22 protein-coding genes and 1 riboswitch are annotated in these 25390 nt (G+C 38.8%); of the genes, 20 read left to right on the top strand and 2 right to left on the bottom strand.

Annotated features, from left to right (window positions below):
* The first annotated feature begins 114 nt into the window (after positions 1 to 114).
* From N1I87_RS12510 to N1I87_RS12455, 12 genes are all read left to right on the top strand, one after another.
* On the top strand, positions 115 to 309 hold the full coding sequence (locus N1I87_RS12510; protein ID WP_341102052.1) for a YezD family protein: 195 nt from the start codon (positions 115 to 117) through the stop codon (positions 307 to 309).
* 137 nt (positions 310 to 446) lie between these two features.
* On the top strand, positions 447 to 1061 hold the full coding sequence (locus N1I87_RS12505; protein WP_048622961.1) for a nitroreductase family protein: 615 nt from the start codon (positions 447 to 449) through the stop codon (positions 1059 to 1061).
* A 207-nt stretch (positions 1062 to 1268) separates the two neighbouring features.
* Positions 1269 to 1374: riboswitch (TPP riboswitch) on the top strand.
* 101 nt (positions 1375 to 1475) lie between these two features.
* Entirely contained in the window at positions 1476 to 2771 is a 1296-nt protein-coding gene (locus N1I87_RS12500) for an acetylornithine deacetylase (protein ID WP_341102050.1), read from the top strand.
* Positions 2771 to 3448, top strand: a complete 678-nt coding sequence (gene tenA, locus N1I87_RS12495; protein WP_340396597.1) for a thiaminase II — start codon at positions 2771 to 2773, stop codon at positions 3446 to 3448. Before N1I87_RS12500 ends, tenA begins: the two co-directional genes overlap by 1 nt.
* A 619-nt stretch (positions 3449 to 4067) precedes the next feature.
* The gene (locus N1I87_RS12490) at positions 4068 to 4841 is read left to right on the top strand and encodes a Cof-type HAD-IIB family hydrolase (protein WP_341102048.1); all 774 of its coding nucleotides are present in this window, start codon (positions 4068 to 4070) and stop codon (positions 4839 to 4841) included.
* A gap of 633 nt (positions 4842 to 5474) precedes the next feature.
* Complete coding sequence (gene rpsN, locus N1I87_RS12485) at positions 5475 to 5744, top strand: 30S ribosomal protein S14 (protein ID WP_341102045.1); 270 nt, start codon at positions 5475 to 5477, stop codon at positions 5742 to 5744.
* 223 nt (positions 5745 to 5967) lie between these two features.
* The gene (locus N1I87_RS12480) at positions 5968 to 6897 is read left to right on the top strand and encodes a metal ABC transporter substrate-binding protein (protein WP_341102042.1); all 930 of its coding nucleotides are present in this window, start codon (positions 5968 to 5970) and stop codon (positions 6895 to 6897) included.
* 91 nt (positions 6898 to 6988) lie between these two features.
* The gene (locus N1I87_RS12475) at positions 6989 to 7696 is read left to right on the top strand and encodes a metal ABC transporter ATP-binding protein (RefSeq protein WP_340404733.1); all 708 of its coding nucleotides are present in this window, start codon (positions 6989 to 6991) and stop codon (positions 7694 to 7696) included.
* Entirely contained in the window at positions 7642 to 8490 is an 849-nt protein-coding gene (locus tag N1I87_RS12470) for an iron chelate uptake ABC transporter family permease subunit (RefSeq protein WP_327797594.1), read from the top strand. Before N1I87_RS12475 ends, N1I87_RS12470 begins: the two co-directional genes overlap by 55 nt.
* A 495-nt stretch (positions 8491 to 8985) precedes the next feature.
* A complete protein-coding gene (locus tag N1I87_RS12465) occupies positions 8986 to 9939 on the top strand; it encodes a CobW family GTP-binding protein (RefSeq protein WP_341102039.1) in 954 nt (317 codons plus the stop codon).
* Between the two features lie 332 nt (positions 9940 to 10271).
* Positions 10272 to 11273: a permease gene (locus N1I87_RS12460; protein WP_327804424.1), complete on the top strand. Its 1002-nt coding sequence runs from the start codon at positions 10272 to 10274 to the stop codon at positions 11271 to 11273.
* Positions 11274 to 11287: 14 nt separating this feature from the next.
* Positions 11288 to 12145 carry a TIGR03943 family putative permease subunit gene (locus tag N1I87_RS12455; protein ID WP_327804423.1) on the top strand — a complete coding sequence of 286 codons (858 nt, stop codon included), beginning with the start codon at positions 11288 to 11290 and terminating at the stop codon, positions 12143 to 12145.
* A gap of 500 nt (positions 12146 to 12645) precedes the next feature.
* Here N1I87_RS12455 and N1I87_RS12450 read toward each other — a convergent pair whose 3' ends face one another.
* Together N1I87_RS12450 and N1I87_RS12445 are read right to left on the bottom strand one after the other, a co-directional pair.
* A complete protein-coding gene (locus tag N1I87_RS12450) occupies positions 12646 to 14172 on the bottom strand; it encodes a solute symporter family protein (protein WP_341094996.1) in 1527 nt (508 codons plus the stop codon).
* Entirely contained in the window at positions 14169 to 14522 is a 354-nt protein-coding gene (locus N1I87_RS12445; RefSeq protein WP_003354225.1) for a DUF485 domain-containing protein, read from the bottom strand. The genes N1I87_RS12450 and N1I87_RS12445 overlap by 4 nt, the downstream gene beginning before the upstream one ends.
* Before the next feature lie 357 nt (positions 14523 to 14879).
* On the opposite strand from N1I87_RS12445, the gene N1I87_RS12440 reads away from it, so the two are divergent.
* The 8 genes from N1I87_RS12440 to N1I87_RS12405 all read left to right on the top strand — a co-directional run bounded on the left by N1I87_RS12440 (position 14880) and on the right by N1I87_RS12405 (position 25077).
* A complete protein-coding gene (locus N1I87_RS12440; RefSeq protein WP_082142263.1) occupies positions 14880 to 15035 on the top strand; it encodes a DUF1540 domain-containing protein in 156 nt (51 codons plus the stop codon).
* 464 nt (positions 15036 to 15499) lie between these two features.
* A complete protein-coding gene (locus tag N1I87_RS12435) occupies positions 15500 to 16864 on the top strand; it encodes an aspartate aminotransferase family protein (protein WP_341102037.1) in 1365 nt (454 codons plus the stop codon).
* 12 nt (positions 16865 to 16876) lie between these two features.
* Positions 16877 to 18427 carry a pyridoxal phosphate-dependent decarboxylase family protein gene (locus N1I87_RS12430; RefSeq protein ID WP_341102034.1) on the top strand — a complete coding sequence of 517 codons (1551 nt, stop codon included), beginning with the start codon at positions 16877 to 16879 and terminating at the stop codon, positions 18425 to 18427.
* Entirely contained in the window at positions 18378 to 20177 is a 1800-nt protein-coding gene (locus tag N1I87_RS12425; protein WP_341102032.1) for an IucA/IucC family protein, read from the top strand. The genes N1I87_RS12430 and N1I87_RS12425 overlap by 50 nt, the downstream gene beginning before the upstream one ends.
* A gap of 4 nt (positions 20178 to 20181) precedes the next feature.
* Positions 20182 to 20772, top strand: a complete 591-nt coding sequence (locus N1I87_RS12420; RefSeq protein WP_270583977.1) for a GNAT family N-acetyltransferase — start codon at positions 20182 to 20184, stop codon at positions 20770 to 20772.
* Entirely contained in the window at positions 20742 to 22043 is a 1302-nt protein-coding gene (locus N1I87_RS12415) for a lysine N(6)-hydroxylase/L-ornithine N(5)-oxygenase family protein (protein ID WP_341102025.1), read from the top strand. The genes N1I87_RS12420 and N1I87_RS12415 overlap by 31 nt, the downstream gene beginning before the upstream one ends.
* A 9-nt stretch (positions 22044 to 22052) precedes the next feature.
* On the top strand, positions 22053 to 23273 hold the full coding sequence (locus N1I87_RS12410) for an MFS transporter (protein ID WP_341102022.1): 1221 nt from the start codon (positions 22053 to 22055) through the stop codon (positions 23271 to 23273).
* Complete coding sequence (locus tag N1I87_RS12405; RefSeq protein ID WP_341102020.1) at positions 23260 to 25077, top strand: IucA/IucC family protein; 1818 nt, start codon at positions 23260 to 23262, stop codon at positions 25075 to 25077. Before N1I87_RS12410 ends, N1I87_RS12405 begins: the two co-directional genes overlap by 14 nt.
* The last annotated feature ends 313 nt before the right edge of the window (positions 25078 to 25390 follow it).

The raw sequence follows: 25390 nt of genomic DNA, 5'->3' as shown, positions 1-25390 counted from the left end.
TTTGGTTATTCGATAACGGTTTATTCTTAAGAGAGAATGTTTTCACTTTTATTACGTTAAAGGCGAGTTAATTAATAAGAATAATAGAATTTATAATGAATGAGGAGGAAACTTATGTCTACTTATAACGATTCAAAGCTAAACGAAATTCTTGTAGCTATTAAAAATTTAGATTATGGATCCATATTAATTACGATACATGAAGGAGAAATTACCCAATTGGATATTACGGAGAAAAAGAGATTTCCTCTTACAAAAAATCGAGTCACTGATATTCAAAAATCAGCCTCTAAAAGATCATTCCGGTAAAAATTTTTTTATCGAACCTTAAGCCTTTTAAGCAGCAGATAGGCCAACTGAAAGAATAGACAGTTTATAACTGCTTTAGAACAAAACAGAAACGAAGATTCGTAATCATCATTTAAATTTGAAAAGGGGTATATTAAATGAGTTTAACTGTAAATCCTGTCGAACAGCTATACAATGAAGTGAAAGAATTTCGAAAAGCTGCGCATTCCGTTAATCCTTTATTTTTAAATCGCTGGTCTCCTCGCGCATTTTCCGATCGGAAAGTTTCTGATGAAGATTTGTATAGTGTACTTGAAGCAGCTCATTGGGCTCCTTCTTCCTATAATGACCAGCCTTGGCGTTTTATTGTGGCGAAAACATCTGAGCAATTAACAACTTTCCACCAATTTCTTCATCCTTTTAATCGAACTTGGGCAGAAAAGGCTCCCGTTCTTGTTCTAGTTGCTTCAAACAAACAAAGAGAGAATGGTGATCCTAATGGTGCACATGCGTTCGACACTGGCGCTGCTTGGGGATATTTAGCAATTCAGGCCACTTTGCTCGGTCTTGTAACACATGCCATTGGAGGATTTGATCGAGAGGAGGCTCGCAGATTGTTAAATATTCCGCAAAATTTTGATCTACATGCCGTGATTGCTATTGGTTATCAAGGCGAAAAAGAAATACTTGATGAAAACTTGCAGAAGCGTGAAAATCCAAATACGAGAAAACCTTTAAAAGAATTGGTTTTTGAAGGGAAAGTGAGCTCGTAAAATTCTTAAGATGAAGGGTTTCTATAATCCATTTCAGTGTGGATTTCATTCTAAATCAGAGTAGAGTTTGCTTATTGGAAAAATCTTGAGGCTGCTAGGTCATACTAATCCTCCTGTGCAATTGAACAAGTAGTCTTGATATGTTAAAATGAACAAAAATAGTCATTATTACGATTTTCGGGAAAATTTTTATAAAATCGAATCGTTATACACCACTAGGGGTGCTTTTGAAAAGCTGAGAGAGGCATAATGGCCTTAACCCTTATCACCTGAACTAGGTAATACTAGCGTAGGGAAGCGGTGTTGTCGTCATCTTTTTCGAAAGACATGCTTTGTTTTTCGATTGGATGATGCCGTCGCCACTTCTTTGAACAAGAAGTGGTTTTTTTATGCATATAAGGGGGAGAGTATTCGGTGAGCCAAAATTTACATCGGATTGTTGAACAAGTCGATCAACGAAAACCAGAATTGATTGATCTATTGAAAAAGCTTATTTCTTTTAGAACTCCTGCCCCGCCGGCCAGAAATACAAAAGAAGCGCAATCATTTGTGGCAGAATTCTTGAAGAACCTAGGTTTTAAGATTGATATGTGGGATGTTTATCCCGGTGATCCTAATGTGGTGGGAGTTTTAAAAGGAAAGAACTCCCAAAATTATAAGAGTCTGATTGTAAATGGTCATATTGACGTCGCAGAAGTGGATGAAAATGAGGACTGGGAAGTGAATCCTTTTAAACCAGTAGTGAAAGACGGAGTAGTAGTGGGGCGTGGTGCTGCAGATATGAAGGGCGGGCTAGCCGGAGCACTGTTTGCTATTCAATTGCTTCGTGAAGCAGAGATTGAATTGCCGGGGGATCTCATCTTTCAATCGGTTATTGGGGAGGAAGTAGGCGAAGCAGGAACGCTGCAATGCTGTAAACGCGGGTACAAGGCTGATTTTGCAGTTGTTGTAGATACAAGCGACTTACATATTCAAGGACAAGGCGGTGTTATTACCGGCTGGATCACTGTTAAAAGTAAAGAAACGTTTCACGATGCAATGAGAAGAAACATGATCCATGCCGGTGGGAGATTGTTTGGTGCAAACGCGATTGAAAAAATGATGAAAGTAATAGAGGGGTTACAGGAGCTGGAACGTCATTGGGCCGTAACGAAAAGTTATCCGGGATTCCCTCCGGGATCCAATACCATTAACCCGGCAGTGATTGAGGGCGGAAGACATGCCGCTTTTATTGCGGATGAATGCCGATTATGGATCACGGTCCATTATTATCCGAATGAATCTTATGAAGAGGTTGCAAAAGAAATCGAGGAGCATCTAAAAATGGTAGCTCAAGGAGATGTGTGGTTAAGAGAAAATCCCCCCACTTTTAAATGGGGAGGCACTTCCATGATTGAAGATCGCGGTGAAATTTTTCCATCGCTGGAAGTGGATCCTACGCATCCCGGAGTACAATTGTTAGCCCGTTCGCACCGAGACGTTTGTAAAACCGATCCTATCATAGATGTGTCCCAAACAGTCACTGACGGTGGATGGCTAGGTGAAGCCGGTATTTCTACAGCGATTTATGGACCGGGTGATTTGCACAACGCTCATGCTGTGAATGAACATCTATCGATTGATCAATTGGTCGATTATACGAAAGTCATGTTGACCTTTATTTATCAATGGTGTCATACGAAATCCGATGGACAAAAGGAGTGGCTATGATGAAATTTAGTAAAAGATTATACGAAAAAATACAACCTATTTGGAGAAAGAATCATTCTCATCCCTTTGTACAGGAAATGGGGGATGGCTCTCTTGATCCAAGAAAATTTCGATTTTATATGATTCAAGATTACCTATACTTGATTCAATATTCCAAATTATTTGCATTGGGTGCTGTTAAGGCTGATGATGTAGAAACAATGGGGAAATTTTCAGCGCTTTTGCACTCCACCATCAATGAGGAGATGTCTCTTCATCGCCAATATGCGAAACGATTTAACATTAGCGAAGAGGAGCTTGAAAAAGCCAAACCTTCTTCCACTACGCTGGCATATACGCATTATATGCTGCATGTCGGCCAAAATGGTACGCTTGCGGAACTTGTATCCGCTATACTTCCTTGTATGTGGAGCTATTGGGAGATTGGAAAAGAATTAAGCCGTTTGCCGGGGGCAAGTGATCATGAACTTTATGGGGAATGGATTCAAATGTACAGCTCGGAGGAATTTGGAGAACTCGCTCAATGGTGTATCCATCTTCTCGATGATCTTGCAGCAGGAAAACAAGAATCAGAACTTGCGAGACTGGAAGAAATTTTCTTGAACACGACTCGATTTGAATACATGTTTTGGGAGATGGCTTACAACGAGGAAATGTGGCCAACTGAACGGGAATGATAAAGTACTGACGACTTGCCGGAATATCATAAAACCCTCACGCTGTGCGATGAGTACTATTTTATATATGAAATAGATGGTGTAAAAAATTTTATGGATTATGCCGAAAATGATAGCTGAAATGACAGCTATAGATATCCCGAACGATGATTGGTGTTGATGAAAGTTGACGTTTCAAAGGATTTTTTCGTTTTAGAACGCATTCAGCAAACCATTTCCAGCCTCCCGGGAAAAGCGGGAGGTTTATAGGTAAAGAAAAGTTTTAAATATGAAGGAGATCTTCAATACAGTGGCGAATATGTTGGATAGGCTTAGAGGAACCTTACCCAAGTCATTTTTCATGCGTATAATGACATTGAATCCTCCTCATCATCAAAATGATAAAGCATTTATTAAACTCTTTTTATAGGCATCTGCTTAAAATGGAAGGTTACATACATACAAGTCCTGTACGGGCAATTTTGTGTCGTGTTTGGACATTCTTGCTGCGTTCTTGTTATAAAATGAATGGAAGGAGCTTCTGTTCGCGGGATGATTGAAATAAGCTATGAAAATGGTCAGATAAATCGTGATTGGGTGAAAAAATACTATTTTCAAAAAATACGTAGGGAGAGAAACTATGTCTTATAAAATCGTCTTTTTCGATATTGACGGCACATTAGTCAATAAAGATTCGACCATACCTCTTGACACAAAAGAGGCCATTCGAAAGCTGAAAGAGCGAAACATTGAAGTGTCTTTTGCGACTGGTAGAGCCCCATTTCATTTTCGTCATATTGCTGAAGAATTAAGAATTGATTCTTTTGTAAGCTTTAACGGTTCGTATGTTGTATATAAAGGGAAAGTCATCTTTGAAAAACCGATTCATCCCGCCAGTTTGGAACAATTGGAGCAATATTCCCATCGGTTCAACCATCCCATCGTTTATTTGAGCCATAAAGAATGCTATGCGAACAAAAAACAGCATCCCCATGTAGTCGAAAGTTTTCAATTTCTCAAGCTGGAGTCGCCTGGTTTCCAACCGCATTATTGGAAGGATACTAGTATCTATCAAGCATTGCTCTATTGCCAAGAACATGAAGAGATTCATTACCTTGAGAAATTTAACGATCTTTCTTTTATTCGTTGGCATCCGTTGTCGATGGATGTGCTTCCTTCCGATTTATCGAAGGCAAAAGGGATTGCGGCTATGCTGCAGCACTTGAAACTATCCCCTGATGATGCGGTAGCATTCGGAGACGGTTTAAACGATAAAGAAATGCTTTCTTATGTTGGAACGGGCATTGCGATGGGAAACGCCCATGAAGAGGTAAAGCCTTTTGCTGATTTCACGACCAAGCACGTGAATGATGGGGGTATTCGATATGGGCTGGAGTATTTAGAGCTGATTTAACGGTACGATGAGTTCAATCGGTGTGTATTTCTTACCATTTTATAGGGGAATATTGAACGGCTTTTTTGTCAGACGCTATACATTGCCCTCTAAAGAAGCAATTTTTTTCAGAAGAAAAGGGTTCAAACTAAAAAAATACTTACAGTTTAAAGCAGAATTCGATCTGGTTTTTAAAATGACGGCTTGTCGACAAAGTCAAAATTGCTTGACAGTCTGCAAGCCTTTTATTATTGGTTAATTCACAATGAATAAAAGTTTTATCTTAAACGTGTCATTGTTTCCTTGTAAGAATCATGATGTTGTTTTCCATTAGGCTATTCAATAGCCAAGACGTTTCAATAATAAGAGGGAAGACATTTTCTCTGTTGTCTTTGCGTTTGTATGCGTAAAAATCTTTCTTGAGAATATATTGTAATGGCAGCAAAGTTCGTTTATAATACGTTATAAATCGTAATCATTACGATTTATAACAAAAAGGAGGGATTCAATGTACTGGTTCTGAAACGATCATTATGTATGTATATTTTCATAATAAGCAAGTAAGCAGCCTATCTAGTAAATCGTAATGATTATAATTATCAATTAATGAATGTTGGATGATGAAAAGACTTATTTTTTAAAAGGATGAAAAAAATGGCTAAAAAATCAAAGATCGTGAAAGAAAAAAAACGTCAAGAAATGGTTGAGAAATATGCCGGCCTGCGCAAGGAATTAAAGGAAAAAGGAGATTATGAGGCATTGCGAAAGTTACCGCGTGATTCATCTCCAACGCGATTGAGAAATCGATGCGAAATAACTGGGCGGCCACGTGGATACTTAAGAAAATTTAAAATGTCACGCATTGCTTTTCGTGAGTATGCTCATAAAGGACAGATTCCGGGCGTGAAAAAATCAAGCTGGTAATTTTCTTTGATTCAATGGACTAAGATTTAGAAGTGAAATCATTTTTGCAATGAATAATCGTGTTCTTTTCTTTTTCAAGAAAGTAAAAGAATAAAGAATAGAACTTTTACTTGACTACACTGTAGTTCTAATAGTATTATTCTAACACGACAAAATCGTAATCATTTTGATTTGCGAATATCCATTCCATTTAAGATAAATCGATAAAAAAGGAGAAAAGAGGATGAAACGCTTCCGATTCAAGGTTTTCTTGGCATTGCTGATGTGTTCATTAGCGATTGCAGGATGTAGCAACAATGAAAGCCAATCTAGTTCGAAAGATTCTAAGCTACATATTGCGACTACATTCTACCCTATGTATGAATTTACGAAAAACATTACAAAAGACAAAGCGCAAGTAGATCTTTTAATTCCTGCCAATGTAGAGCCGCATGATTGGGACCCATCTCCTAAAGATATCGAAAAAATTCAAAAATCAGACCTGCTGATTTATAACAGCCCTGAGCTGGAAACATGGGCTCCTGATCTCCAAAAAAGTATAAATAATGTAAAATTTGTGAATGCTAGTAAAGGGATTTCTTTGATAAAAGGGGCTAAAGAGGAAGAAGAAGGAGATAAAGGATCTCATTTAGATCCTCACGTATGGCTGGATCCGGTATTAGCTCAAAAAGAAGTGGAAAACATTACGAAAGCCATTGTGGCAAAAGATCCTGAACATAAAGCCTATTACGAAAAAAACAGTCAAGCATACATTCAGCAACTGAAACAACTTGATCATTTATACCGCACGACACTTGAAAAAGCACCAAAAAAGGAATTTATTACACAACATACTGCTTTTAGTTATTTAGCCAAAGAGTATGGGCTGAAACAAGTTCCCATTTCGGGACTTACTCCTGAACAAGAGCCTAGTCCGGCACGATTAGCGGAACTCAAAAAATTTGCCCAGAAGCATCAGGTGAAAATCATTTATTTTGAAGAGATTGCTTCACCTAAAGTAGCTCAGACTTTGGCGAATGAGGTAGGTGCGAAAACAGAGGTATTAAGTCCTTTAGAAGGTTTAACCAAAGAAGAGCAAGATAAAGGTCTTAATTATGTGAAAATCATGAAAAGAAATCTAGACTCTTTGAAAAAATCATTAGTGAATCCATAATTTTGTGCAGAGGTCATTAATTTTATAAGTGTGCGTCTTTCAAAATAGGCGCCCACTTTTTATTTGTTCTATAGGAAAGGGGGAGAAGCTGTTGAAATTAGTATCTTTAGATCATGTTGTTTTTGGATATTCGCATACTCCCGTTTTAAACGGAGTGTCCTTTGAGATTCATAGTGGGGAATTTGTAGGAATTACAGGACCAAATGGAGCTTCTAAATCAACGATGCTGCGTGTGATGCTAGGCTTGCTAAAGCCTTGGAAAGGAACGGTTACCATCAGCAAACAAAATATTCAAGGAAAACGATTAACCATCGGATATGTGCCTCAACAAATCGCCTCATTTAATGTTGGATTTCCAAGCACCGTATTAGAGTTAGTTCAATCGGGAAGGTTTCGACGCGGGAAGTGGTTAAAGAGATTGAGTCAAACCGATCATAAAAAAGTAGAAAATGCGTTAAAAATGGTGGGAATGTGGGAATTTCGCCATCATAAAATCGGGGATTTATCAGGTGGTCAAAAACAAAAAATTTGTATTGCACGAGTATTGGCATCTGATCCGGATTTACTCGTATTGGATGAACCTACAACAGGAATGGACTATGAAAGCCGGCAAGGTTTTTATAAATTTATGCATCACCAAGTCAAACAACATCATCGCACGGTCATTATGGTGACTCATGAGCAGAATGAAGTAGAACCATATTTAGATAAAATCATCCATTTAGAAAGGGGAGAGCAAGGCGGATGGAAATGTTTAACCTGGAATTCATGCAACGGGCGTTTTGGGCTGGCGGATTAATTGCCATTATCGCTCCAATGCTCGGAGTTTTCCTTGTTTTAAGGAGACAAGCTTTAATGGCTGATACATTATCTCATATTTCTCTAGCCGGGGTAGCCATTGGATATTTCATCCATTCGCCTATTATACTGTCCAGTATTTTAGTCGTTATCGCAGGAGCCATTGGAATTGAATATATGAGGAGGGCGTATCGAACCTACTCAGAAGTATCCATCGCTATTTTAATGGCAGCAGGTTTGTCATTCGCTTTGTTCCTGTTAAGCTTGACAGAAGGCGGAATGACCACAAATATTGAACAATATTTGTTTGGCTCGATTGTGACCATTACGGATCGGCAGTTATATGAAATGATAGGAGTCACAATACTCTTGTTGCTTTATTTTCTTTTTTTAAGAAGGCCTTTATATTTGCTTACATTCGATGAAGATACTGCTTTCACCAGTGGGGTGAATACGAACCTTTTATCGCTGTCTTTTAGCGTCATGACAGGATTGTGCATTTCAATTATTATCCCCATGGTTGGAGTGCTTCTAGTCTCAGCACTATTGGTTCTGCCCGCTGCTTTTGCTATCAGAATGGCAAAGGGATTTAAAATGGTGTTCATCACAGCGATTGCAGTAGCAGGAATCAGCATCTTTTCCGGACTTATTTCATCCTATAAGCTGGGGACTCCACCCGGGGCGACGATTACATTATTGCTTGTTGTCATTTTATTGGTTGGATTTGTGATTCAAAAATTATTATTACAAATGAAGAGATTCATAACACATCAACCTAAAAATATGGATTCCTGATATTCCTAGAACAAAATGAATTCATTACGCTCTTTCCAACTTTTTCTGTTCAAATATTTGATTTATCAAGTATTGTATGTGTCAAGGAGCTTAAGCAAGAACTCTTGCTTAAGCTTTTATACTTTATGCTCGCATTCTGCCTGGCTATCTCTTTTGAAAGATATTAGTTATAAAGATGCAGGTAACAAGGCCTCCGTTTGATTAGAAGGATGGAAGAAGCCCGATAGGTTTAACTTAATCTTGTTTAATATTTTCTGAAAAAACAAAATATTTTATATAGAAATGGCTTTCTTCATTCAATCTTTACATTGTTTTTCATTGATTATTTTCGTTCTGTCAGCCGCAAAAAAGAATATATATAGTAATAGGTTTGGTAAATAGTAATCATTCCGATTTAAAACTGCTTTGGTGAAGACTTTTTCAGTTTAAGAAAGTATTGCGATCAACATCTAATCTAAATGCGATTTAAATCTTTATTGGAAAAGGAGCAGCAAAATGAAAAAACCCGTTTATATCATGAGTGGATTTTTAGGAAGCGGAAAGACTACAGTTCTTCTGAATCTAATGGAAGCATGCAAAAAAAGAAATCAAAAACCGGCTATCATTCTGAACGAACTGGGGTCGGTCAATGTCGAAAGCCATTTATTCGAAGATCAGCGTGTCATTGAAATATTAGACGGATGTATTTGTTGTACCATTCAATCCAATTTTAAAGAAACATTAGATCAGCTAATGAAAGAACGGGAAACGTTTGATGTTTTATTCATTGAAGGAACAGGAGTAGCAAATCCGATTGAATTAATGGAAGTTCTGTTACAGCCAACATATAGTAAAGTATTTGACATTTTCTCCATTATTAGCGTCATTGATGCAGGAAACTTTTTATCCCATCTTAGCATTTTCTCCTCGTCTTCAGAGTTAATTCAGCTTCTGAAAGATCAAGTTCAATGTGCAACTTATATTGTTATGAATAAATTAGACCAAGTGTCTAAAAATAAACTTCATAAAATCGAAGAAAAGCTTCATCAATTGGTGTCAGAAGAAGTTCCAATTCACTTTACTACTTTTGGAAAAATTCCTATTAATGAAGTATTTATGAAGCGTTTTACGATCAATCATTTGTCTCATGACAGAAAAGGTGATGTTCATGAATACGTTCATCATCATGCATTCATTGAAGCAGTGAGAATTGAAAATGTGTCTGCTGCATCTAAAAAAACGTTGGTGAAATGGCTGAACTCTCTTCCCGATGAGTTGTATCGCGCCAAAGGAATTGTCAGATTAGAGGGGAAAGAAGATTTCTATCAAGTACAATATGCACCTAAAAACGTGAGAATGTACCCTATTCGTACAAGAAATCAAAATATGATTCCGAGTATGATTTTCATTGGAGAACATTTCGCTATTCAAAAAATAAAAGAACAGTTTGAACATGAGTTCTCTTCATGACCATAACTTTTTGTCATATAGGGAGAGAAGCTATTTGGAGGTTTCTTTTGCCTAAAAAGGTTTTCTTCTAAATGTCGACAAACTCATCTTCTCAAGTTGGGTTTGTCTTTTTTGAGAGGTGGCAAGGGAAACAATTCCATACACCAATATATAAAATTTAAAGGGATTTTTCCGTCCGTTGAAATGGGTTGATCGTTATGCGGCTTTTGCTCTATTCCTTGGGGAAAAGCTATGTTTGATTTGATAGGGAATCTTCTATTAGTTTCGGTCATTTTTTATCCGATTTTTCATAGACTATTAAAAAAGTGATCAAGATTGGCGGAGGAAAAACAATGATCGTTTCCTATTTGTACACTTTCGTAAGAAATATTATTGGTTTTTTGCTATTTATTTGTCTGATCTATTTGTTTATTCATGACCCATCCAAAATCGACATTGCCTTGCCGGATTCTATCAAAAATCAAATGACTATTTTTCTGAGTATTTTGTTGGAATCCTTTCCTTTTATTCTTATAGGTGTCTGTTTTTCCGCTTTGATACAAATTTTTATTCCTGAAAAGGTCATCCAAAGGATATTTCATAAACGAGGACTTTTCATGTTATTACCGGCTGCACTATTAGGTCTAGTTTTTCCAATATGCGAATGTGCCATCATCCCGGTCATTCGGCGATTCATTCAGAAGGGGATGCCGCCGTATATCGGAGTCACGATTTTAACGGCAGTTCCTATTATAAATCCGATTGTTTTCTTTTCTACCTATTATGCTTTTCAAGGTCAACGAGAAATCGTATACCTCCGAATGGGACTGGCTTTTTTCATTTCCATTGTCCTTGGCATTTTGATGTTTATCTGTTTTCGCCGCTACAACCCTATAAGAAATAGGAGAGAGGTAGTCGTACAAGGAGAGGAAAAGATAGAGGATTATCCTAATAAAGGAAAACAGTTTCTATATCACGCAATAGATGAGTTTTTTGAAACAAGCAAATACGTAATCATCGGATCTTTATGCGTTGTCATTTTTCAATCTTTTGTGAAAAGAGATTGGCTGTTATCGTTAAGTCACCATGATCATGCGTCTCCTATTATCATGATGGGAATGGCCTATCTTCTCTCTATTTGTTCAGAGTCTGATGCCTTTGTAGCCAAAACGTTTGTGAATACATTTTCTTATAGTTCGATTCTGGCCTTTTTAGTATTTGGACCGATGTTAGATTTGAAGAATACTCTTATGTTATTTTCTTACTTTAAAACACCGTTTGTTTTGACTCTCATTCTGTTTATGGTTGCAGTGGTTTATCTTTCCGTTCTTTATTTACAAACAGCGCATTTATAGGGGAGAGAAGGAGCTTGAAAAACGTTTTTAGCGAAAGATTTCATGCTTATCTTCGAGGGCTGATTTTAATAGGATTTGCTTTGTTATGGCTGAAATTGTTATTAACCGATCAAATATTGAATTATATTTCTCCCAGAATGTTACCTTTAATCTCATGTTCAACTTTATTATTTTTGATTTTAGGCATTATTCAAATTGTACGAAGCACTTCTGATGAGGAGACAAATTATCATTGCCAGTGTGGTATTGATCATCAAGAAAATTCTTCGTTTGCCCAAAATATAGGTCTGTATTCCATGATGTTTTTTCCTCTTCTTATAGGATTTGTTTTTTCAAACCATGTTATGGAAAGCTCTGCTGTGAAGAATAAAGGCATCCAATATAGCCTAGTGAAGCAAAAAGATGATTCAAAAAATCTTTCCGGCAGCAGCAGTGCCCATTCTGCAAAGAACGAGAGTGGAAATTTAAACGTTGCAAACGATGGATCAGCAGGAAAAAGGACAATCGTTGTAAATGATGCCCATTATGTTGACACCCTCAGTATGATCGATGAGAACCTGGATCATATGGTAGGGAGAAAAGTGGAAATAACAGGATTTGTGTATCGCGAAGAACAATTTCGTCCCAATCAATTAGTAGTTGCCCGGTTTGTTGTTTCTTGCTGCATAGCCGATGCTTCTGTCTATGGATTATTGGTAGAGGGAGACAATCTGGCCAACTATAAAAAAGATACATGGGTCAAAGTAACCGGTATTTTATCTAAAGTGAATTATCAAAATAATATATTGCCTAAGTTAAAGTTAGAAGATATTCACGTTGTTCCTCGACCGAAAAATCCTTATGTTTACGAAACATATAAGCAAATTGAATAATTTTTCCATGTTATGGCGGTTTTGGGTTCAAATTCTAATCCGTGTTATACATCATGATAAGACCATTCAGGAGTTGGTATGGGCAACAGGTGCTCTGCAGCGAATTTCTTCCTCATTGTTTTGTCTTATTTTGTTCAGTACTTAGCCTCATCGTAAAATCAATCCGCTTTTTTCATGGAATGATGAGTCCATAAGCACTATTTGTATGAAACGCAGAAATGAAAGTATATCCTCCGAAATTTGTTCATTCTATCAAAATGACTGGACCATCTTTTAATCAGGGAAGAGTCATGTAAAAATCGTACTGCACGCAACCCCATTCTTTATTGCTTGCTTCAGGTCGATTCAAGTATAGAGAAAAGAAGAGGGTTGCGTGTTTTCTTTTTACCGAGATATAGATCCGTTTGAAAATAGATTTTCCGAAAGCAAAGGAAGAAATGCCGCAAAACGGGAACAGCTTCTGGTGACGGATTGATGACTTTCCTATAGATGAAAGAAAATTATTTTAAGCCTGTATTGGCTTTGACCGTCACTTCAGCGAATTTTTTGTCATCTCGTTTTGGCGACAAAACGGTACCTAAATAAGCTCCTAAAAATCCGATTGGCACGGATATGATGGCAGGATTGGTTAATGAAATAAGCGGTTTTCCGACTATAATCGCGGCGCCTGGTTCCGGAGCGATCACGTTTGGACTTATGATGACGAGTATAAGGGATGAAGCCAGACCGGAAAGCATTCCTGTAATGGCTCCTGCCGTATTAAACTTTTTCCAGTAAATCGTAAATAGAATGACGGGCAAGTTGGCGCTGGCTGCCACGCAAAATGCTAATGAAACAAGAAAGGCCACATTCATTTTTTGAGCAAATAAAGCTAAAATGATGGATAATGCAGCGACGGAAATACAAGAATAACGAGCAGCTGACACTTGTTGTTTTTCCGTTATGTTTCCTTTTTTGATAATCTGCCCGTAAATATCATGTGCAAAAGCGGAAGCCCCCGATAAAACGAGCCCGGCTACAACCGCTAAAATCGTTGCAAAAGCGACGGCAGATACGAAAGACATGAGGAAGTCTCCGCCCAACACTTGCGCCAGTAACGGAGCGGCCATATTCCCTGCTGCGTTCGCTTGAATGATTTTTTCGGACCCGACAAAGGCAGCGGCGCCGAAGCCCAGAAAGATGGTCAAAATGTAAAACAATCCCACGACCCAAGTGGCCACAGCGACAGAACTGCGGGCCGTTTTTGCGTCCTTTACGGTGAAGAAGCGCATTAAAATATGAGGAAGGCCTGCTGTTCCAAGTACTAATGCCAGCGTAATCGAAATCGTATCGATCGGATCTTTATATTTAATTCCCGGATGCAAAAAGTTTTCGCCATGAGGTGTAGCGTTTTTTACTTCAGTAAACATATTGAATAGGTTAAAATGAAATTTCATTAAAACTAAGAAAGAAATAATGACCGTTCCAAGCATTAACAAGGCGGCTTTAATGATTTGCACCCAGCTTGTGGCGGTCATTCCGCCGAACAGCACGTAAATTGTCATCATGATGCCGACAATTAAAACGGCGATCCAATAATCAATGCCGAGCAATAATTGGATGAGTGCTCCCGCCCCGACAAGTTGGGCGATCATATAAAAGATCACGATGGCAATAGTGTTGATGGCGGCAACCGCGCGGATTTTCTTTTGGTTGAACCTAGCGGTAATCATGTCTGCCAAAGTATATTTTCCAAGGTTTCTCAATGGCTCCGCCACGATGTACAGAACAACTAAATAGGCAACAAGATAGCCAATACTGTAGAAAAACCCGTCAAATCCGTTTAAGGCAATCGCTCCGGCAATTCCCAAAAAGGATGCGGCAGACAAGTAGTCGCCCGCAATCGCCAAACCGTTTTGCCAGCCGTTGAGTCCGCCGCCGGCTGTATAAAACTCGCTAGCCGTTTTGGTTCTCTTCGCTGCCCAGTACGTAATCACAAGGGTAATGCCTACAATAATAACAAATAAAATAAATGCCGTTATACTCATACGTTACTCCCCTTGTTTTTATATTCTTCCAAAATGTTTCCTGCCATATCATCGAATTTGTTTGCCTTTTTGACATATACCGTACAAAGCGTCCAAGTCATGATAAATTGGGCAAAGGCGAAAATCCAAGCCCAAGAAATATCGCCGATGGCATAGTGGTTTAACATTTTAGTAAATGAGGTTAGAAAAGGAAGCGCAAAGTAAAAAACGAGAAAGAATACTGTGAGTGGTACAAGAAATTTTCTTTTTGATTTAACAAGATGTTGAAATGGTTCGCTGGCAGCGATTTTTTCGTAGTCGATCGTTGTGCTTTCCAGCGGGGATGATGATTGCAACTCTTTGTTTTCCATATTCGTCACTCCTTTATAAATGATTCAGTTCTGAAATCGCTTACATATATCAGAACCATGAGTTTATTTTAAAAAAACAATGGTCCATACGCAATATATTTTTAGAAAATTTTGATAATTTAAGTGGATATTTTCATTCTCAGCCGTTATGCTTTATAGTTTCTGGGGCAAGGAGTACTTTAGTAAAATTCGAAATAAGCACCTACTCATGGATTGGAGAAAAACTCAACTAGTCCTTTTATATGATAAGGAAGCCTTTTTGACATTTCTTGTATGCATCACAAAATAATGAGGACAAAAAATAAGTATCGATAACCGAAAAGTGGCGAATCATAACCATTAGGGAGGGATACTAATATGGCTCAAGATGTTCTTTGTGAAGTTCATAATTGTAAATATTGGAGCAATGGAAACAAATGCAGTGCAGATACTATTTATGTGGTCAGTCACAAAGGAAAACAGGCATCGAGTACTGAAGAAACAGATTGTAAAACATTTAGACCGGAAGCTTAATTCGCTAAGGGGTAGCCAATATTTGGTTACCCTTTATTGTTTTTAGATGATTTACATTCGAATTTGAATCATTCATTTCTTATTTTATGGCTTTTATCCCAATCATATGGAATTCATTTTCTCATTCCATTATTGGAAGAGGACAAGAGTAGGTACTTTGTCATTCAATTCTATTAATGGATGACGGGGTTAGGTTTCCGTTTTGAATTTGATTTTTAAGAGTGAAGCTTGAAAACAACAGAAACTAGGAAAAATTAAAAGATTTAAAACCTTTTTAAATAATATACCCTTTTTTCTAATTAAGGAAAAAATTATCATTTTTTCAAAAAGATATTGACTATGATAATCATTATCAATTAAGATAATACTTGCAATCGATAATGAAAATCATTCTCAATATATGAATAGAAACCCCCTCTTTCTGTTATGAATGGAGAATGAGAAAAATAAAGGAGTGGTGAAGGATGAAAGCACCTGTTTTTACACATGTAGGAAATCAAGACCTATTGGCGATGCAAGAAAAAAGAGAATCGAATGCCAGGTCATATCCAAGAAGACTCCCTCTTGCGATTAAAAGAGCTGAAGGCATTTATATAACAGATATGAACGGCAAGCAGTACATTGATTGTTTGGCAGGTGCGGGTACGCTGGCATTGGGTCACAATCATGAAGTGATTCGAGAAGCCATTGAAAAAGTCCTGCAAGCGTATGTACCATTACATACGCTTGACCTAACCACACCAATTAAAGAAGCCTTTATTGATGAACTATTTGCTTCTTTACCTTCTTCGTTTGCTGAAAAGTCAAAAATCCATTTTTGTGGACCAACGGGAGCTGATGCAGTCGAAGCTGCTTTGAAACTTGTGAAAACAGCAACGGGAAATCGAACGATATTATCATTCCAAGGAGGGTATCACGGTTCGACTCATGGAACGTTGAGTATCTCCGGAACGAAAAATCCTAAAAAGAAGATTCACGCGCTTGTTCCTGATACTCATTTTCTTCCGTATCCGTATGCATATCGCTGCCCGTTTGGCATAGGAGCGGAAGGACACCGTATCAGCAGCACATACATTGAACATTTATTAGACGATCCAGAGAGTGGAATCGTTTCTCCGGCAGGAATTATTGTGGAAGTGGTTCAAGGAGAGGGAGGTTCGATTCCAGCCCCGATCGAATGGCTCAGAGAACTTCGACGAATCACTAAAGAACGTAATATTCCTCTTATCATTGATGAAGTGCAAACGGGGATCGGTCGAACGGGAAAAATGTTTGCTTTTGAACATGCAGGAATCGAACCGGACGTTCTTGTTTTATCCAAAGCCATCGGAGGAAGTTTGCCTTTATCCGTCGTTCTTTATGACAGAAGTCTTGATCAATGGGAGCCGGGAGCCCATATTGGAACGTTTCGCGGAAACCAAATGGCAATGGCAACGGGAAAAGCCACTATACAGTTTGTGAAAGAACATCACTTGCCAGAGCATGCTCATGAATTAGGACAATATGCCATGGGGCAATTAAAACAAATGCAAAAACAAGTTTCTTCCATCGGTGATGTAAGAGGCAGGGGTCTTATGATCGGGATTGAAATCATTGATCCGACCAAACAGCCAAATGCGATCGGAAGTTACCCTGCCAATCCAGAGCTTGCCAAGAAGATTCAGCAAGAATGTTTTAACCGCGGGTTGATTTTGGAAGTTGGGGGTCGTTTCAGCTCCGTCATTCGACTGTTGCCGCCGTTAATTATTTCAAAAGAACAAATCGGTGATGTGTTGCAGCGGTTTTATGAAGCCGTAATAAATGCTGAATCTTATTTTGGATTGCGCTAGAAGGTGATGGGCATGAATTCCAATTTTCAAAAATGGTTTCTTCATCCTGACGGTAAAAGCGAGAAAACCTATCGCTTACTCATGGATGAGATCATGACATTAATATGTGAACAAACGAAAAAGGCGAAAAAGCCGTTTTCCGGGACAAGCTGTTTGGAGATAGAGGAAAAAGTGAAGGAGGCGCTCCACATTCCAATCGCCGGCCAAGAAGTAGCGAAAGTGATGGCGGAAATTCAAGACGTTATTGTGGGAGATTCGTTATGGATTTCCCATCCTTCCGCTATGGCACACCTGCATTGTCCCCCTTTGCTTCCATCGATTGCGGCAGAAACGATGATTGGAGCGTTAAATCAGTCGATGGATTCATGGGATCAAAGCCCCTCTGCTACCTATGTGGAAGAGGCGCTTGTGAAATTTTTTACTCAAAAAATTGGCTATTCTCATGAAGCTGATGGTGTGTTTACAAGCGGGGGCACTCAATCTAATTATATGGGATTGCTGCTTGCTCGGAATAAAGCATGTGAAACGTACTTCAAGGTGAATGCCCATCAAAAGGGTTTGCCATATGAAGCAAATAAGCTGCGCATCCTTTGCTCGGAGCATGCTCATTTTACTGTGCAGCAGTCGGCCGCACAGCTTGGATTGGGAGCGAATGCCGTAGTGACAGTATCGACAGATGATCAGCAGAAGCTGTCCATAGATGATGCGAGGGACAAACTGAAAAAGCTTCGTCGAGAAGGATTGATTCCTTTTATGATAGTAGCGACAGCAGGGACAACAGATTTTGGAAGCATTGATAGTATAAGTGAGACGGCACGATTGGCAAAGGACGAAGGATTATGGCTTCATGTCGATGCCGCCTATGGCGGAGCGCTTCTCTTTTCACATCAATATCGGTCTTTATTAGATGGATTGCATTTGGCTGATTCGATCACCATCGATTTTCATAAGTTATACTATCAATCCATCAGCTGCGGTGCTTTTTTTGTGAAAAATAAGCAAGATTTTCACCGTATTGCTTATCATGCGGATTATTTGAATCCTGAGGAAGATCAGGAAAAAGGGATGATCCACCTTGTTGAAAAAAGTGTTCAGACAACGAGGCGTTTCGACGCTTTGAAATTATGGATGACTTTCAAATTATTAGGGACCGATCTCTTGGGGCAGATGATTGATTATACGATTGATTTAGCGAAAGAAACGGCATCGCTCATGAAAAAAGATCCTTGTTTTGAAGTACCGGTCCATCCGGAAATGAATGCCATTCTGTTCCGCTATTTACCGTCACAACGTATGGAAGACCGAAAGTATGTGGATGAAATGAACCGTAAGATGCAGCAAGCCCTTTACGAAAACGGCGAGTTGATTATAGCCAAAACAAAACAAAATGGAAAACTATATTTAAAATGCACGATGCTTAATCCGCTTAATACGATCGATCATATGAAGCAACATATAGAACGGATGAAGAGATTGGGAGAAAAAATAGAGAAAGAGCAAGGAGAGAAAAGGCATGAATATTCCATTCATTACGAGCCACATTACGATGCAAAACTTAATTAATTGTTATGTAAAAGAGACGGGAAGAGGGGAATGGAAGCATCCGGATGACATTCCTGTTCAAGTCCAAATACCAGATATTCCCTATGTATTAGTACTTTCTTTTGGTCAGCAGTCTGTTACAGTATATGTTCCTGTTCAGTATAAGTCGCCAACAGGCCGCCACCTCTATTCATCTCCTATTTATTATCAATTGAGAGATGGGGAAATGGAAGAACTCGACTATGTCACATTGGCTTTGTTGATTCAAAAAGAATGCAGACTCGAATCGGACAAGCCCATTCATTCAGACGAACTGATCCTTCGTATCCTTTTAAGCTATCAGAATATGAAAACCATTCTTACAGAAAGAAAGGATATAGAAGAATGCTATCAAAAAGAAAAAACCTACCTCCAATCGGAACAGTCATTGATCGTCGGACACCAGCTCCATCCGACGCCGAAAAGCCGACAAGGAATCGATGAAGATGAAGAGCATATCTTTGCTCCTGAACGAAAAGGAGCTTTTCAGCTTCATTATTTTCGAATTGTGAATGAACTGGTGGAAGAAGATTCTGTATTGGCAAAAAAGGCATCCACTCTTATTAAAGAAGAACTGTTGTATGATCCTTTGGTTTCAAAAGCTTTTAAAGAAAAATATTGTCAGAAAGATGGTTTTTCTCTTATACCAGTTCACCCGCTTCAGGCAAGGAAGCTTTTGGGGAATGAATATGTGTGTGACCTGATCCAATCAGGGAAAATGGCTTATCTTGGACCTCATGGAAGAAAATATTATCCAACTTCTTCCGTACGGACTGTATACCACCCAGAGGCAAAGTTCATGTATAAATTTTCGATTCCGGTGAAAATCACCAATTCGTTGCGTGTTAATAAGCGAAAAGAGCTGCATCGCGGGGTGGAAGTGAGTCGTTTGCTTCACGGAGAGATTCGTGAACAATTACAAGAACAGCACCCTTCATTTCGCATTATTGAAGATCCTGCTTATATTTCGTTAAAATCCGATTCTTATGAAACTGGATTTGAAGTCGTCATTCGTGATAATCCATTTCAAGAAGGAAATGAACTTCGGACTACTTTATTAGCGGCGTTATGTCAAGACCATATTACAGGAGGACGTTCCCATCTAACCAACATCATTTTGGACATTGCACATCGAGAAGGGACTTCCGTTGCGGAAGTGAGCGAGGAGTGGTTTGCTCGTTATTTAGAGATCAGTTTGCGGCCTCTTTACTGGTTATACGAAATGTATGGGATTGCCTTAGAAGCCCATCAGCAAAACTCCATCGTCAAACTGGACGAAGAAGGTTATCCATCCACTTTCTATTATCGCGATAACCAAGGCTATTATTTTATGAGATCAAAAGCGGAAGCTCTTAAAGAACTGGTTGGCACTTTAAACGAAAAAAGCGACACAGCATGCGACGATGCTATTGCAAAGGAGCGTTTTTGCTACTACGTATTGTTTAATCATTTATTTGGTTTAATCAACGCGTTCGGAGTGAACCGTTTAATAGATGAAAACCGTTTGTTGATCATGGTTAAAGAAGAGTTGAATCAATTAAAAGCTCAACTGGGTGATCGTACGAATTTGATAGAATCTCTGCTAACGGAAAGAGAGCTGCCGAGCAAGGGGAACTTACTGACAAGAGTGCATGATATGGACGAGCTTGTAGGGTCTCTTGCATCGCAATCCGTTTATGTTCGAGTACCTAATCCAATCGTTGCTGCGGTGGGTGAATGGCATGAAGTGTAATATCATGGCTCAACAGAGCTATCCATTTGAAAGGTATGATCCCGTCATTCAAAAAAAGATTACATTTCGGCCGGTTCGTTTAGAAGAAGATGTGAGTCGGCTTCATTCATGGATGCATGAGCCGCATGTCATTCCCTTTTGGAACTTAAATATCCCTTTTACCGAGTATAAAGCACATTTACAGAAATTTCTGCATGACGATCATCAAATACTTCTCATTGGAGAAATGGACGGAATTCCAATGAGCTATTGGGAGTCCTACTGGGTGAAGGATGATATTATCGGGAAATATTATCAATTTGATGAATATGATCAAGGCATTCATTTATTGATTGGACCAAAGGAGTTTTTGGGAAAAGGCTACATTTATCCATTATTGTTAACCATTTTGCATAAAAAATTTCAAGTACAAGAAACGACTCGCATTGTGGCCGAGCCCGATGTGAAAAATGAAAAAATGATTCATATATTCCAAAAATGCGGTTTTCAGCCCGTAAAGGAGGTCGATCTCCCTGATAAAACAGGATTATTTATGATTTGTGAGAGGAAAGGATTTGAAAAAAGATGGACAGATTGGCAAGAGAACAAATTTTAGATGTGATTGGCGTCGGAATCGGCCCTTTTAATCTTGGATTAGTTGCTTTACTGGAAAAAACAGATTGTCGTTCCTTATTTTTTGATCGAAAAGATCAATTTGACTGGCATCCGGGAATGTTGTTGGAGGGAACGACTCTGCAGGTACCTTTTATGGCAGATGCCGTAACGATGGTCGATCCAACAAGCCGTTTCAGCTTTCTCAACTATTTACATGAGCATAACAGGTTGTATCGTTTTTACTTTTTTGAAAAATTCCTAATCCCACGTACAGAATACAATCACTATTGTCAATGGGTGGCCAGCCATCTTCCACAGCTTCAGTTTGGATGTGAAGTAGAGAACATTGAGCAAACAGAAGAAGGATATTATCGAGTGACCGTTTATTGCCAGAAAGAAAAGGAAAGAAAAACGTATCACACAAAACATGTAGTAGTAGGCGTAGGAACGAGACCGTACGTTCCCGATAAGTTTCAAAACGTTCTTGGTGATCGAGTTTTTCATTCTGGACAGTATTTGACCAAGCGAGATAATATTTTGAACGCGAATTCGATTACGGTGATTGGATCCGGACAGAGTGCAGCGGAAATTTTCCACGACTTATTGTTAAAGCAGCCGGAACATGATTACCAGTTGAATTGGTTTACAAGATCCAAAGGATTTTATCCGATGGAATATTCTAAACTTGGTCTCGAGCATTTTTCGCCAGATTATACACGATATTTCTATAGGCTGCCGAAAGAAAAGAAAAAAGAAGTTTTGAGCAAACAAGCGCTGCTTTACAAAGGGATCAGCTTTAAGACCATTGCCGACATTTACGAGTTATTGTATGAACGGACAGTGGGAAATAAAGTGCTGAATGTTCATCTGCAAGCATTAACTGAATTAGTGTCTATAGAAGAGTGGGATCATCTATATCGTTTAACGCTGTACCAACATGAACAAGAAAAGAGTCACCAATTGAATACGGATGTTGTGATCCTGGCAACGGGATATCATCCTTATATCCCGGATTGTTTGCAAGGAATCAAGCATATCGTGGATTGGGATGAGGACGGACAACTTGTCATTCAGGAAAATTATAAAGTGAAGTTGAACAAGGAAGGGCAAAACCACATATTCGTTCAAAACGGCGAACTTCATACTCACGGTGTCGGTGCACCTGATTTGGGACTAGGCGCCTTTCGAAATGCAACGATTATCAATCAGTTGGCAGGAAAAGAAATTTACCAAACCTATGAAAAAAATGTGTTCCAACAATTCGGGCTGTAGAAAAAGGAAATGACGAACAGGGAAAAAGGATTTATTTACAGTTGTCTACTGTTTACGTTGATATCAGAAATGCTGTTATCCCCTTTTTATCCGCAGCTATTTTCCGGCTATTTTCAAGTGGATGGGGTGCAAGCAACGAGCTTCTTTATCATTTGTTGTCGCCTTGTTGTGATTGTGATGACACCATTGTGGGCGATGATTTGGAAATTAAGAGATTTTCAGAAATGTATACCAATCTTGTTGACGGCTATGGGAGGGTGCAAAATCCTCCTCCCTATGGGCCATACTTTCCTTTATTTTTTAATCGTTTCACTTATTTTACTCTGTTTCCAAAGCGGAATTTATTTGCTTTATCCGACGCTCGTGGCTGCAAGCAAAAATGAGGAAGAAAAAGTAAGAGCCACGACGACTTATTTATGGATCTTTCATGGGAGTGTGGTCGTATCGGGAATGGCTGGAAGCTTTATGGTGAACCAGCCGTTCCCGTTCGATAGCTATTACGTTTTTGCATTCATAGATTTCGTTTTTGCGATCGCAAGTGGCTTTGTTTTCTCTCGCAATGAAGCGATGAGAAAAAGGGGGTGTGTAAAAAAGAAAGAAGATTCCGTTAAAAGAAAAAGTAGAAGGTGGTCGGTGGAATTTTTAGGATATTTGCTCACTGTCTTTCTCTTTTATATTGGACATAATGCCATACGTCCCTACTTTACGGTTTTTCTTGGCGACAGATTTGGCCTAACAAAACAAGTATCAAGCTTGTTATATGTATTACCAAGTATTGTGGCGATTGTAATGCAATTTTTATTGCCGAAGCGTTGTCTAAAAACGCATATGAAAGCCATCTTCATTAGCTTAACGGGTATAACCGGGGGATTGCTTATTATCCAATCGACTGCCGGAAGCATATGGTTGTTTGTTTTCATTCGAATCTTGTATGGTATGTGTTTTTTTGTAAGTCTGGCGGCATTAGATCTTTTATTTTTCCAAATGGGAATCGGAAAAAAAGCGCCATTGTCTTATAGTATTGTCTCGTCGATGCAAAATGTTTCCCTGCTTTTATCGCCGATGGCTGCTTTGATGATGGTGCAGCATAACGGCTTGGAAGCACCTTTTCTCCTGTGCGGTTTTCTTTTATTGGGTTCGACACTGAGCATAATCTTGAGTTCTATCCATATGGATCCATCATCTTCAAATTCAATGAAAAGGGGAGTTGAACGTCGTGAAAATTTGTGATACGCCTGTCCATATGATAACAGAAAAAGCTTTTCAAGAAGCTGATCAACGACTTTTAGCCAAAATGATTCAAGAGTTCATGTATGAGGAAATTATAATACCTAAGGTATTCAGTGAGGATGAGTCAGAAGGCATTCGGTATTGCGAATGGAAAGATCAAAAAGGAAATGTTTACTATTTCCAGGCAAAACCTCGCCTATTTGACAGTTATTATGTTTTACCTGAGAGCATCAAAGTGGTAACGAATGAAAAAAGCGATATACCACAATCTCTTGCTTTTTTGTTAAGCATAAAAGAAGAAGGGAACATGTCAAGTTCTACGGCAGGACATTTAGTAAAAGAGTATTTACATACATTAGTAGCGGATACTCATTTGAAAGAAAGATCAACGTTGTCGCAAGAGCTGATTTCATTAGATTATTCGGAACTGGAAGGTGAAATGACGGGGCATCCATGGATCACATACAATAAAGGCCGTATTGGATTCGGGTATGATGACTATGTCAAATACGCACCGGAGCAAAAGAAAAAGGTCCAGCTGTCATGGATTGCCGTTCATCGAAATATTGGCACTTTTCATTCGGTAGACGGTTTAACTTATCAGCATGTGATCGAACAAGAACTTGGTGAAAAAACCTATCAGCTTTTTCTGAAAAAGCTGGAAGAAGCAGGAGTCAAAGCGAAGGATTATTATTTCATGCCCATACATGCCTGGCAATGGAACAATGTGATTGTGTCTATGTTTGCTGCTGAAATAGCAAGAAAAGAGCTGATTCCGTTAGGGGAAGGAGAAGATGAATATCTGCCTCAACAGTCTATTCGCACTTTTGTGAATGTAACAAGCAAGGAAAAGTTTCATGTGAAGCTGCCGATGAGCATTTTTAATACACTTGTATACAGAGGATTGCCGAGCGAAAGAACGGTGATCGCTCCCGAAGTAACGACGTATATGAAAAATATTCTGGAAAACGATTGGTTTTTAAAGGAAGAATGCCGCCTTGGTCTGTTGGGAGAAGTGGCGACCATCAATGTCGATCACCGCACTTATACGAAATTAAAAGGCGCTCCTTATCAATATCTTGAAATGCTTGGTGTGGTGTGGAGAGAAAGCGTCTATAAGGAACTGAAAGAAGATGAACGAGCGATTACACTTGCAGCATTGTTGTATGTAGATCATGAAGGAACTCCTTTCGTATCCAAATTGGTAGAACGATCCGGTCTTACGGTAGAACAGTGGGTGAAAAAGCTTGCAAAAGCGATTTTGCCACCGTTGCTTCATTATTTATATCAGTACGGTACCGTGTTTTCACCGCATGGCCAAAATACGGTGCTTGTGTTAAAAGATTACAAGCCAGAGCGCATCATTATGAAAGATTTTGTCGATGATGTCAATATTAGCGACCAGCCTCTTCCGGAACTTGAGGTATTGTCTCCCGAGTTGAAAAAAGTATTGCGCAGCGAGCCGCCTGAAGGATTGACACAATTTATTTTAACCGGATTATTTATTTGCCATTTCCGGTATTTAAGCAACATTTTACAGGAAAAAGAACAATTTTCTGAGTATCGTTTTTGGGGCATTGTTCGTGAAGAAATCCTATCATATCAAAGAAAATTTTCGCATTTACAAGACCGATTCAAGCTCTTTGATTTGTTGCGTCCAACGTTTACAAAGTTGGCACTGAATCGAAATCGCATGTTCGATTATGGTTATGCAGACGAAGAGGATCGTCCGCATGCCAGCGAGTATGGAGAAGTGTCGAATGCACTGTATGAAGTAGCCATTCAGACTAGCAAGAAGAAGTAATTATCGTTTTTGCGTTAAAAACGTTTATGATCCCACCCCCTATCATATAAATTCTCAATATTAAAGGGCGAACTTCAATGAATGAACCATTCATTGAAGTTCTTTTACATCTTGTAAAAGAGAAACCATGGAAGTATTAATTAGTCATAAACAAGGAGCAGTTCTCTGCCAATCTTCAAATAAGATCTGCCTGTTGTGAATGGATGATTTCATGTTTTTTATTAGCCGTTATAAAGATTAGCAGAACACCTGAAAATGATGAATCTAAATGAAACAGATAGCCGACCAGTTGTACAAAAAATGAGTAGAATAA

This window comes from Bacillus sp. FSL W8-0102, from assembly GCF_038007225.1.
GTDB lineage: Bacteria > Bacillota > Bacilli > Bacillales > DSM-4216 > Bacillus_O > Bacillus_O smithii.
The sequence above is the reverse complement of the archived record's forward strand: the minus strand, read 5'-3'. Positions and strand labels throughout refer to the sequence as shown.

Excerpts from the sequence above, each read along its gene's own strand:
- N1I87_RS12425 (WP_341102032.1), top strand. The coding sequence starts at position 18,378 with ATGAATATTCCATTCATTACGAGCCACATTACGATGCAAAACTTAATT.
- N1I87_RS12505 (WP_048622961.1), top strand. The coding sequence starts at position 447 with ATGAGTTTAACTGTAAATCCTGTCGAACAGCTATACAATGAAGTGAAA.
- N1I87_RS12435 (WP_341102037.1), top strand. The coding sequence starts at position 15,500 with ATGAAAGCACCTGTTTTTACACATGTAGGAAATCAAGACCTATTGGCG.
- N1I87_RS12410 (WP_341102022.1), top strand. The coding sequence starts at position 22,053 with ATGACGAACAGGGAAAAAGGATTTATTTACAGTTGTCTACTGTTTACG.
- N1I87_RS12415 (WP_341102025.1), top strand. The coding sequence starts at position 20,742 with ATGGACAGATTGGCAAGAGAACAAATTTTAGATGTGATTGGCGTCGGA.
- N1I87_RS12470 (WP_327797594.1), top strand. The coding sequence starts at position 7,642 with ATGGAAATGTTTAACCTGGAATTCATGCAACGGGCGTTTTGGGCTGGC.
- rpsN (WP_341102045.1), top strand. The coding sequence starts at position 5,475 with ATGGCTAAAAAATCAAAGATCGTGAAAGAAAAAAAACGTCAAGAAATG.
- N1I87_RS12440 (WP_082142263.1), top strand. The coding sequence starts at position 14,880 with ATGGCTCAAGATGTTCTTTGTGAAGTTCATAATTGTAAATATTGGAGC.
- N1I87_RS12460 (WP_327804424.1), top strand. The coding sequence starts at position 10,272 with ATGATCGTTTCCTATTTGTACACTTTCGTAAGAAATATTATTGGTTTT.
- N1I87_RS12445 (WP_003354225.1), bottom strand. The coding sequence starts at position 14,522 with ATGGAAAACAAAGAGTTGCAATCATCATCCCCGCTGGAAAGCACAACG.
- N1I87_RS12450 (WP_341094996.1), bottom strand. The coding sequence starts at position 14,172 with ATGAGTATAACGGCATTTATTTTATTTGTTATTATTGTAGGCATTACC.
- N1I87_RS12490 (WP_341102048.1), top strand. The coding sequence starts at position 4,068 with ATGTCTTATAAAATCGTCTTTTTCGATATTGACGGCACATTAGTCAAT.
- N1I87_RS12420 (WP_270583977.1), top strand. The coding sequence starts at position 20,182 with ATGGCTCAACAGAGCTATCCATTTGAAAGGTATGATCCCGTCATTCAA.
- N1I87_RS12430 (WP_341102034.1), top strand. The coding sequence starts at position 16,877 with ATGAATTCCAATTTTCAAAAATGGTTTCTTCATCCTGACGGTAAAAGC.
- tenA (WP_340396597.1), top strand. The coding sequence starts at position 2,771 with ATGAAATTTAGTAAAAGATTATACGAAAAAATACAACCTATTTGGAGA.
- N1I87_RS12465 (WP_341102039.1), top strand. The coding sequence starts at position 8,986 with ATGAAAAAACCCGTTTATATCATGAGTGGATTTTTAGGAAGCGGAAAG.
- N1I87_RS12510 (WP_341102052.1), top strand. The coding sequence starts at position 115 with ATGTCTACTTATAACGATTCAAAGCTAAACGAAATTCTTGTAGCTATT.
- N1I87_RS12480 (WP_341102042.1), top strand. The coding sequence starts at position 5,968 with ATGAAACGCTTCCGATTCAAGGTTTTCTTGGCATTGCTGATGTGTTCA.